Consider the following 10,000-nt stretch of genomic DNA (forward strand, 5'->3'; position numbering starts at 1 on the left):
TGACGAAACGGATAAAGATGCTTTTTTTGATGAACAAGCGGCTAAATTTATCAAAGCTCAGGAATTGATTTATGAAGATCCGAAGAATGCGAAGGAGCACTTTAATAACGGAATTGATGCTTGTATCAAATGCCATGAAGTAAAATGTGGTGGACCGATACCAAAAATTAAGAAACTATATATTGAGTAATTGCTCCTAAAATAAAAAAGGTTTAAGAACTAGATTACGAATTCTTAAACCTTTTCTTTTTTGAATTTACTATGAAAAGAGAAATTATTATTACCGATGACGGTTCCACTACCATACGAATTCCGGATTGGGATGAGAACTATCATTCTACTCATGGTGCTATTCAGGAAGCCAAACATGTTTTCATTAAAAACGGATTGGATTTATTTCAAAAACAAGATTCGATTTCCATTTTAGAAATTGGTTTTGGAACGGGTTTGAATGCGTTTATTACTTTTTTGGAAACTGTAAATAAAGAAAAAGTCAATTATGTTGGAGTAGAAGCGTACCCAATTTCTAGTGAAGAAATTGCTCAAATGAATTATGTTGCCGAATTACAAGCAACTCAATATCAAGCCGTTTTTGATAAGATGCATTCTTGTGATTGGGAAAGCCAACAAAACATCACTGAAAATTTTATTCTTACCAAGCGAAAACAGTTTTTTCAAGATATCGAAGATAAAGAGCAATATGATTTAATTTACTTTGACGCTTTCGGATTTCCATTACAACCTGAATTGTGGAGTGAAGCTATTTTTAAGAAGATGTACGATGCACTTTTACCGAAAGGAACATTGGTTACCTATGCTTGTCGTTCATCGATTAAGAATGCGATGTTAAGTGTCGGATTTTCAATTGAAAAACTACCGGGAGCTCCAGGAAAACGTGAAATGTTACGAGCTACAAAAAATAGTTGATTCTTGCTTTAGAGTAAGAATTTAATAAAAATTTAGCATTTTTTTTGTCAACTAAATCATTTTTGAAACGTTTTTTTATTTATCTTTACAACAAGTTCTTACCCCTAGTCTAACCTTTTATCTAGAAAAAGTATGCCAAGACCGATGTTTTCTTACACCAAGTCAATTTTGGAAAGAGTGAGTTTTGATGCGAAACTATTTTGTAAAGAATTAGAGAAAGCAGTTCGAGTATTGCTTCCTTACGAAATAGATCAATTGAGAGAGTGGCTTCTACAATTTACTGAAGAAAAGCCTGAATTAAGACAATGTTTAATTTATATCAACTAAAAATAGAAGTCCCGATAACCTCGGGACTTTTTTTATGCTATAAATTGGTATTATTTTGTTTTTGGACTGATAATTTCAACATCACTAAAAGCAATAGCTCCACGTACAACACCAGCGATAGTGTCGCGTAAAGCATTAATTATATGAATTTTCAATTCATTTTTAGGATAAATCAAACTTACTTCACGAGCAGGTTTAGGATCTTTAAATGATTTTAATTTTGTTTTACTTTTATCATTTAAATCTAAAGTATGTAAATAAGGCAGTAAAGTTGTACCTAAGCCTTCATCCGCTAATTTAATTAGGGTTTCAAAACTTCCGCTTTCCAATTGGAAATGACTATCGGTAATGTATTTATTGTTTTTGCATAAATTTAAAATTCCATTTCTAAAACAATGACCGTCTTGTAAAAGCAGAATTTTATCTAAGTCTAAATCCGCAATTTCAATTTCTTTTTTATCTATTGCAGGGTGATTTGCTGGAACATAAGCTACAAATGGCTCATAATATAAAACAATCTCTTTTAGATTTTCTTCTTCCAAAGGAGTAGCTGCTATAGCGCAATCTAAATGACCGTTCTTTAATTTTTTTATGATTTCCTCAGTTGTTTGTTCTTCAATAATCAAATTGACTTTTGGATATTTTTTAATAAAATTATTTAAGAACATAGGAAGTAGAGTTGGCATAACCGTTGGAATAATTCCCACTTTAAATTCGCCACCAATGTAACCTTTTTGTTGGTCAACGATGTCTTTTATTCTTCCTGCTTCGTTAACAATATTCTTAGCTTGATTGACGATTTTCTCCCCAACTTCAGTTAATAGAATAGGCTTTTTACTTCTGTCGAAAATAAGAATATCTAATTCATCTTCTAATTTTTGAATTTGCATACTTAATGTAGGTTGGGTAACGAAACATTTTTCAGCAGCTAAAGTAAAATTTTTGTATTCGGCAACTGCCAAAACGTAATATAGTTGTGTAATTGTCATTATTGATAAATTTGATACAAATATAAAAACTATCAATTAAATTTATTAATAATAAGGGCTTAAAATTTTAATTTTGAATAAATAAATTAAGAATTATGAAATTAAATAGTTTAGGATTACCAAAAGAACAATCAGAGGAATTAGTAACAGAATTGAATGGATTGTTATCTAACTTTCAAATATACTATCAAAATTTAAGAGGATTACATTGGAACATTAGAGGAAAACGTTTTTTTGATTTGCATTTAAAATTTGAAGAATTATATAATGACAGTCAAATTAAAATCGATTTGATAGCCGAACGTGTGTTAACTCTGGGAGGAACACCTTTGCACACTTTTTCAGATTATATAGAAAATAGTAAATTAAAAGTTGGAAAAGGAATTTCGAAAGATGTCGAAGCCATTCAATTAATTTTAGATTCATTGTCTGTTTTATTACAAATAGAAAGAACAATTTTGACTAAATCGAATGCTATAAATGATGAAGGAACAAATTCTATGATGAGCGATTTTATTGCAGAACAAGAAAAAACAAATTGGATGTTAAAAGCATGGATGGAAGAAGAAATTTAACAACAGCTTTTACTCATGTTGGTTTTTTTATAAAAAAATTAAGAGTTGTATACTATTGAAATAGTATATTCGCGGTATGAAATTATTGGTGAATATATTTTTATTTATTTTCATAACTTTTTTATCTACACCGACATTGATTGGAATGATAGATAAGGAGGCTGATACGTCTTATTTTTACAATATGTGTGAAGAAGAAGAAAATCATGCGCCTTTTAATGAAATTAAATCCATACCAACAATTCATTATTCTTATATTAATTTTTCTTCTTTCGAGGTAAATGAATTAAATGTTTTAGTCGAGCATGATTTGAGTTTTGATAATTTAGCACATCAAATTTTTTCTCCGCCTCCAAATAATTTATAATACAGTTATTTTTTCTTAACACTCCTTTTTTTTTGAGTGTAGTATTAATGTATTATAAAATTTTCATGAATAATCATTCTATTTTTTCCAATGTAAGAGGAGATCTTGCATCTGGTCTTGTTGTATTTTTAGTTGCTTTACCCTTATGTTTGGGTATTGCTTTAGCTTCTGGTGCGCCTTTGTTTTCAGGTATTGTTTCGGGGGTTATTGGAGGTATTGTTGTTGGGTTTTTAAGTAATTCTGCCTTGAGTGTTACGGGGCCAGCGGCTGGTTTAACCGCTATTGTTTTGACAGCGATTACTGATTTAGGTGGTTTTGATATCTTTTTGGTTGCGGTAATTTTGGCTGGATTAATTCAGATTGCTTTAGGTTTTTTAAGAGCAGGAAGTTTTTCTAATTATTTTCCCACCAGTGTAATTGAAGGAATGTTAGCTGCCATAGGAATTATCATTATTTTAAAACAAATTCCGCATGCTTTTGGTCATGATGTTGACAATGAAGGCGATTTCTTTTATATTGAAAAATCAGGTCATACTACTTTTGATACCTTAATTGAGTCGATAAATTATATTCATTCTGGTGCTTTAATTATTGCTTTACTTTCGATAGCTATTTTGATTACTTGGGAAAAAGTTCCTGCTTTACGAAATATTAAAATTATTCCAGGAGCTTTGGTTGTAGTAGTAGTAAGTATTTTATTGAATGAATTTTTTATTCAATCGGGTTCTAATTTAGCGATTGTTGCCCAAAATCATTTGGTGAATTTACCATCACTCTCCGAAATTAAAAATGGTTTTGCTCTGCCAAATTTCACATCATTAACAAATGAAAAAGTTTGGATTGTAGCTGTTACGATTGCTGTTGTCGCTTCAATTGAAACCTTATTGTGTATTGAAGCAACAGATAAATTAGATCCATACAAGCGATTTACAGACACTAATCGTGAATTAAAGGCTCAAGGTATTGGAAATTTAATTAGTGGTTTATTAGGTGGATTGCCAATGACATCAGTCGTTGTTCGTTCGTCTGCTAATATAAATTCAGGGGGTAGAACAAAATTATCTACCATTTTCCATGGGATACTTTTATTTACTTTTGCCCTTTCAATACCATTTGTTTTAAACAAAATTCCATTAGCGGCTTTAGCTGCAGTTTTATTAATGGTGGGTTATAAATTGGCAAAACCAAGCGTTTTTGTACATTTGTGGAACAATGGATATTCTCAGTTTATACCTTTTGTAGTAACTGTAATTGCTGTTGTACGTATCGATTTATTAAAAGGGGTTGGAATAGGCTTAGCCGTAAGTATTCTTTTTATTTTATATCAAAACTTAAAAATAGCCTATTCATTCAAGAAAGAATCTTTTCATGATGGTGATGTTATTACTATTAAATTAGCGCAAGAAGTTTCGTTTTTGAATAAAGCAGCGATTAAAAATACATTAGCAAGTATTCCAAAAGGTTCGAAGTTAATTATTGATGCTTCAAATACCAGATATATCGATTTTGATGTGGTAGAATTAATTAAAGATTTTAGAAATGTGAAAGCGGAAGACAAAGAAATCGATTTAACATTGAAAGGGTTTAAAGAGCATTATGACTTAGAAAATACTGAGTTTAAACATGTAAAAATTAAAGAATCAACTGAAGAAATAAAATAATACAACTATAAATATGAAAGCACATAATAAAGAAACACAAGCACAGATGACTCCTCGTAAGGCATTACAGTTTTTAAAAGAGGGAAATGATCGTTTTATCAATAATTTAAAAGCACATAGAGATTTATTAGAACAAGTTAACGAAACTCGTGACGGGCAATGGCCATTTGCTACGATTTTAAGTTGTATTGATAGTAGAACCTCTGCCGAATTAATTTTTGACCAAGGATTAGGCGATATTTTTTCGGTAAGAATTGCCGGGAATATTGTAAATACGGATATCTTAGGAAGTATGGAATTTGCTTGTAAAGTCGCTGGTTCTAAATTAATTGTGGTTTTAGGTCATAGTAAGTGTGGTGCAGTAAAAGGGGCTTGCGACCACGTGAAATTGGGTAATCTAACCGAATTACTATCTAAAATACAACCCGCTGTTTATGAGGAAAACACAATTACAGAGGATAGAAGTTCTTCTAATTCTGCTTTTGTAGAAAATGTATCAGAAATCAATGTGAAACGAAATGTGAAAAACATCATTGAACGCAGTTTTGTTTTAGAGCAAATGGTTGAAAATGGCGAAATAGGTATTGTTGGTGCTATGCATGATATTGAAACTGGGTTAGTGACTTTTTATGATGATGTTCTTTTTATTAAAGATGAATTAAATCCGAATTTTACAGTTGCTAAATTGAGACATTAATTTGCATTTAATCTAAAAATTATAAAAGCTATCTCTTCTTCAATATGATAAAGTTTGAATAGGATAGCTTTTTTGTTTTATATTTGATACTACATAGATTATGATAATGAGTGATTTTTATAAGAAAATATTAGATAATAACAAAAAATGGGTGCAAGACAAATTGGCTATTAGTCCAAATTATTTTAAAAATTTGGCAGATGGACAAGAGCCTCCATTATTATGGATTGGTTGTTCTGACAGTCGTGTTCCTGCAAATGAAATTATTGGTGCAGAGCCTGGAGAAGTTTTCGTGCATCGAAATATTGCCAACATGGTTTTACATACCGATATGAATATGTTGAGTGTTTTAGATTACGCTGTAAATGCCTTAAAAGTAAAACATGTAATTGTTTGTGGACATTATGGTTGCGGTGGTGTTAAAGCTGCAATGGGAAATAGTTCTATCGGAATTATCGATAATTGGATTCGTCATATTAAAGATGTATATCGTTTTCACCATGAAGAATTAGATGCGATTACCGATGAAAAAGAGCGCTTTAATAAATTTGTAGAAATCAACGTGAAAGAACAAGTAATGGATTTAGCCAAAACTTCCATTGTTCAAAATGCATGGAAAAATGGACAAGAATTATCGCTTCACGGTTGGGTTTACGGTTTAAATGATGGTTACGTTACCGATTTAGGCGTAAATTTTAGTTGCGATAAAGATTTGGATGATGTGTATCAGTTGAAGTTTTAATCATCCAAATTCTCATTAAACGCCGAAGGCAATAACTGAGGGATAAATTTTATTAAAATAGGCAATAACAAGCCACCACCTGGAAGTAAAAAGATAGTTAACGATGGTACTGTTTTACAGATATCGAGCAACTGTTTTTTTACTTTCTTTTTTTCTTCTTTGCTTAAATCTTTTGTGGTAGATTTAGCTAAAAGCTGCATTAATTCGCCACTTTCTTTGATTTCTTTAGTTAATCTGTCTTTATTGCGGATGATTAGTTTAGTTACATTTTTATTCGCTTGATCGTAAAAATGTTTTATTGGATTCGAATAGTTAAAAAATGGAATTTCCGATTTGTATGTATCAATGAAAGCATTAATTTCTTTTGTGCTTTTATCAAGTAATATTGGATCTAATTCTAAATCTTGACTTAATTGCTTTAAAAAGTTCTCTTCATTCGATTCCAATTTTTCATCGCTCCAAAGTGCCATTTGAGCAATATCTAATAAATACAATTTTTCCAATAACGAAGTATGACGCATCAATTTGATTTCCGATAATTCGATATTTTCAATAGTATTGAATTTGGTATAACGAATTGAATTTTCAAACAATTTCACCAATAATTCATCGTATTTTGATTTTCGTTCTTTAATTTTTAAAGCTAACGAAACAATTTTAATACAATCGGATTCTATATTTTTTAGGTAATCGGATGGTAAGGTTTCATTTTTTAAATAATGTTCGAATGCCAAAACATCAATAAACAAAAGTGCATTGGTAATAATGTGCGAGAAATTCTTGCTAATCGTATTATTATTCGTTTGGATTCGGTCATCCATAATTTTTTCCAAGCGTGAACTGTGTGTTCCTTCTGGAAGTAATTTTTTGATGAAATTCAGATTTTCAGGCTGAATGATTTTGTAAAATTGGTAAACCGAATTGATGAAATCCTCTTTCGTTCCATTTGATTTTTCAATTCGATATAATGAAAAAAGGGTGTTTAAAAACCCAACTTTCGTCACTTCATCATACGACCATTTTGTAGTGTTGATTTGGTTTTGAAGTTGGTAACGTACCACATAACCATAAATAAAACCTGTAGTTCTACAATCTTCATAAAATGACAAAGTATTACATTGAAAATCAATGAAATTGTCATTGTTTTCAGCAAAAAACTTGTCAATCCAACCGTTTGCAGATGGGTTTATCATTTATAGTTTCTCTTTTAAATATTTTCCTGTAACTGAGTTTTTATTTTTAGCTACTTCTTCAGGTGTTCCAAAAGCGATTAATTTCCCTCCATTTTCTCCACCTTCTGGACCAATATCAAGAATATAATCGGCACATTTGATTAAATCTAAATTGTGTTCAATTACGATTATCGAATGTCCTTTTTCCAATAACGCATCAAATGAAGCTAATAATTTTTTGATATCGTGAAAATGCAAACCCGTTGTAGGTTCGTCAAAAACAAATAAAGCTTTGTCTTTAATCGTTCCTTTTACTAAGAAAGAAGCCAATTTAATACGTTGTGCCTCACCACCAGAAAGGGTAGAAGAAGATTGTCCTAATTGTACATAACCCAAACCAACGTCTTGTAAAGGTTGTAATTTTTGGGTGATTTTTGTCTGTTTGTGTTCGGTAAAGAATAACAAGGCTTCATCAATAGTCATTTTTAAAATGTCATCGATGTTTTTGTTTTCGAAAGTAACTTCTAACACTTCTTTTTTGAAACGTTTTCCATTACAAGCTTCACATTCTAAATGAACATCCGCCATGAATTGCATTTCGATGGTTACTTCACCATCACCTTTACATACTTCGCATCTTCCGCCATCTACGTTGAAAGAGAAATGTTTAGCTTGATAATTTCTTAGTTTAGAAACGTTTTGTTTTGCAAATAGTTCACGAATGTCATCGTAAGCTTTAATATAAGTAACTGGATTCGAACGTGAACTTCTTCCAATCGGATTTTGGTCTACGTATTCGATATGTTTGATATGAGAGAAACTTCCTTGTAATTCAGTAAATTGTCCTGCTTTTTCACCAACACCTTCTAATTTTTTTTGAATAGCTGGAAACAGAATCTTTTTAACTAATGTACTTTTTCCACTTCCCGAAACACCTGTAATCACTGTCAAACATTCTAAAGGGAAAGTGAAGTTTTCATTCTTTAAGTTATTTTCTCTCGCGCCAATAACTTCGATATGATTTTTGAATTTTCTTCTTGTTTTTGGAACCGAAATTTCTTCTTTTCCATTCAAATATTTAGCTGTTAATGAATCAGCTTTCAAAATTTCATCATAAGTTCCTTGTGCGACTAATTCACCGCCATGTGTTCCTGCTTCTGGACCAATATCGATAATCATATCGGCAGCTTTCATGATGTCTTCGTCGTGTTCTACTACAATTACAGTGTTGCCTAAATCGCGTAAATCTTTCAATACTTCGATTAATCTTTCGGTATCTTTTGGGTGTAAACCGATACTAGGTTCATCTAAAATATACATCGAACCTACCAAACTACTTCCTAACGAAGTTGCTAAGTTAATTCGTTGCGATTCCCCTCCAGAAAGCGAATTAGAGTTACGATTCAAAGTCAAATAACTCAAACCCACATTGAATAAAAAGTCTAAACGATTGTTGATTTCGATTAACAAACGCTTCGCTACTTTAGCATCGTATTCGTTTAATGCTAGTTTTTTGAAGAATTCGATTAAGTTTATAATTGGTAAATCGACCAAATCAGAAATTGTTTTTCCGCCTACTTTGATAAAATTAGCTTCGTAACGTAAACGTTTTCCTTTACAAGTGGTACATTTTGTTTTTCCGCGATATCTCGAAAGTAAAACGCGGTTTTGAATTTTATAGTTTTTCTCTTCTAATTCCGAAAAGAAATCATGTAATCCTGTAAAATACGAATTTCCGTCCCAAATCAATTGCTTCTGTTCGTCTGAAAGTTCGAAAAACGGTTTGTGAATTGGGAAATCGAATTTATAAGCGTTGTTTACCAATTGGTCGCGATACCAACCCATACTTTCGCCACGCCAAGGAAATACAGCATTTTCATAAACCGATAAGGCGGTATTTGGAATCACTAAATCTTCATCAATTCCGATAACACTTCCGTAGCCTTCGCAAGTTGGACAAGCTCCGTAAGGATTATTAAAACTGAATAAGTGAATATTTGGTTCCAAAAAAGTAATGCCATCTAATTCAAAATTAGAACTGAATTCTAGACGTTTTTTTGAATCTACTTCTTGCAAATAACAAACACCTTTTCCTTCGTAAAAAGCGGTTTGCACGGCATCGGCTAATCGATTGTAGAATTCTTCTTCGTTTTTAACAACAATTCGGTCAACGATTAGAAGAATGTCTTTGTTATCTAATTGGTGTTGTTCAATAGTATCCAAACGCACCATTTCGTTATCTACTAAAACACGAGCGAAACCTTGTTGTAATAAAACTTTAAGTTTGTCTTCTAAAGCTCGACCTTCTTCTAAATGAATGGGTGCAAGCAGTAACCATTTACTATCTATTGGAAACTCTTTGATATCATTAATAACATCAGAAACCGTATCTTTTTTGACTTCTTTACCAGAAATAGGCGAGTAGGTTTTTCCAATTCGGGCAAATAAAAGTTTTAAATAATCGTAGATTTCGGTAGAAGTTCCTACTGTAGAACGTGCATTGCTGGTGTTTACCTTTTGTTCTATGGCAATCGCAGGCGCAA

10 protein-coding genes and 1 pseudogene are annotated in these 10,000 nt (G+C 31.6%); 8 read left to right on the top strand and 3 right to left on the bottom strand.

The annotated features are described in order from the left end of the window. The 3 genes and pseudogenes from LDL23_RS10605 to LDL23_RS10615 all read left to right on the top strand — a co-directional run. A pseudogene (locus LDL23_RS10605) lies at positions 1 to 190 on the top strand (hypothetical protein); the annotation flags it as partial. A 71-nt stretch (positions 191 to 261) separates the two neighbouring features. Next, positions 262 to 927, top strand: coding sequence for a tRNA (5-methylaminomethyl-2-thiouridine)(34)-methyltransferase MnmD (gene mnmD / locus LDL23_RS10610; protein WP_291265674.1), 666 nt, complete (start codon positions 262 to 264; stop codon positions 925 to 927). A 132-nt stretch (positions 928 to 1,059) separates the two neighbouring features. Beyond that, the gene (locus LDL23_RS10615; RefSeq protein WP_291265675.1) at positions 1,060 to 1,254 is read left to right on the top strand and encodes a hypothetical protein; all 195 of its coding nucleotides are present in this window, start codon (positions 1,060 to 1,062) and stop codon (positions 1,252 to 1,254) included. A 50-nt stretch (positions 1,255 to 1,304) separates the two neighbouring features. Here LDL23_RS10615 and LDL23_RS10620 read toward each other — a convergent pair whose 3' ends face one another. Further along, entirely contained in the window at positions 1,305 to 2,243 is a 939-nt protein-coding gene (locus LDL23_RS10620) for a LysR substrate-binding domain-containing protein (RefSeq protein WP_291265676.1), read from the bottom strand. Positions 2,244 to 2,338: 95 nt separating this feature from the next. Here LDL23_RS10620 and LDL23_RS10625 point away from each other — a divergent pair, with 95 nt between their 5' ends. The 5 genes from LDL23_RS10625 to can all read left to right on the top strand — a co-directional run bounded on the left by LDL23_RS10625 (position 2,339) and on the right by can (position 6,285). Then, positions 2,339 to 2,818, top strand: a complete 480-nt coding sequence (locus LDL23_RS10625) for a Dps family protein (protein WP_291265677.1) — start codon at positions 2,339 to 2,341, stop codon at positions 2,816 to 2,818. A 145-nt stretch (positions 2,819 to 2,963) separates the two neighbouring features. Then, a complete protein-coding gene (locus tag LDL23_RS10630; protein WP_291265678.1) occupies positions 2,964 to 3,185 on the top strand; it encodes a hypothetical protein in 222 nt (73 codons plus the stop codon). A gap of 65 nt (positions 3,186 to 3,250) precedes the next feature. Further along, complete coding sequence (locus tag LDL23_RS10635) at positions 3,251 to 4,846, top strand: SulP family inorganic anion transporter (RefSeq protein WP_291265683.1); 1,596 nt, start codon at positions 3,251 to 3,253, stop codon at positions 4,844 to 4,846. Positions 4,847 to 4,859: 13 nt separating this feature from the next. Beyond that, complete coding sequence (locus LDL23_RS10640) at positions 4,860 to 5,543, top strand: carbonic anhydrase family protein (protein ID WP_291265679.1); 684 nt, start codon at positions 4,860 to 4,862, stop codon at positions 5,541 to 5,543. Between the two features lie 106 nt (positions 5,544 to 5,649). Further along, positions 5,650 to 6,285, top strand: coding sequence for a carbonate dehydratase (can, locus tag LDL23_RS10645; RefSeq protein ID WP_291265680.1), 636 nt, complete (start codon positions 5,650 to 5,652; stop codon positions 6,283 to 6,285). Here can and LDL23_RS10650 read toward each other — a convergent pair. Together LDL23_RS10650 and uvrA are read right to left on the bottom strand one after the other, a co-directional pair. After that, positions 6,282 to 7,478 (bottom strand): LETM1-related biofilm-associated protein, encoded by a 1,197-nt coding sequence (locus tag LDL23_RS10650; RefSeq protein ID WP_291265681.1) that lies wholly within the window; start codon positions 7,476 to 7,478, stop codon positions 6,282 to 6,284. The genes can and LDL23_RS10650 overlap by 4 nt on opposite strands. Then, the coding region (uvrA, locus tag LDL23_RS10655; protein WP_291265682.1) for an excinuclease ABC subunit UvrA at positions 7,479 to 10,000 on the bottom strand (2,522 nt) is incomplete at its 5' end. It lies immediately after the preceding gene.

It is taken from the genome of Flavobacterium sp. (assembly GCF_020217025.1).
Taxonomy (GTDB): Bacteria; Bacteroidota; Bacteroidia; order Flavobacteriales; family Flavobacteriaceae; genus Flavobacterium.

Excerpts from the sequence above, each read along its gene's own strand:
- LDL23_RS10615 (WP_291265675.1), top strand. The coding sequence starts at position 1,060 with ATGCCAAGACCGATGTTTTCTTACACCAAGTCAATTTTGGAAAGAGTG.
- LDL23_RS10650 (WP_291265681.1), bottom strand. The coding sequence starts at position 7,478 with ATGATAAACCCATCTGCAAACGGTTGGATTGACAAGTTTTTTGCTGAA.
- LDL23_RS10625 (WP_291265677.1), top strand. The coding sequence starts at position 2,339 with ATGAAATTAAATAGTTTAGGATTACCAAAAGAACAATCAGAGGAATTA.
- LDL23_RS10640 (WP_291265679.1), top strand. The coding sequence starts at position 4,860 with ATGAAAGCACATAATAAAGAAACACAAGCACAGATGACTCCTCGTAAG.
- LDL23_RS10630 (WP_291265678.1), top strand. The coding sequence starts at position 2,964 with ATGATAGATAAGGAGGCTGATACGTCTTATTTTTACAATATGTGTGAA.
- LDL23_RS10620 (WP_291265676.1), bottom strand. The coding sequence starts at position 2,243 with ATGACAATTACACAACTATATTACGTTTTGGCAGTTGCCGAATACAAA.
- LDL23_RS10635 (WP_291265683.1), top strand. The coding sequence starts at position 3,251 with ATGAATAATCATTCTATTTTTTCCAATGTAAGAGGAGATCTTGCATCT.
- mnmD (WP_291265674.1), top strand. The coding sequence starts at position 262 with ATGAAAAGAGAAATTATTATTACCGATGACGGTTCCACTACCATACGA.
- can (WP_291265680.1), top strand. The coding sequence starts at position 5,650 with ATGAGTGATTTTTATAAGAAAATATTAGATAATAACAAAAAATGGGTG.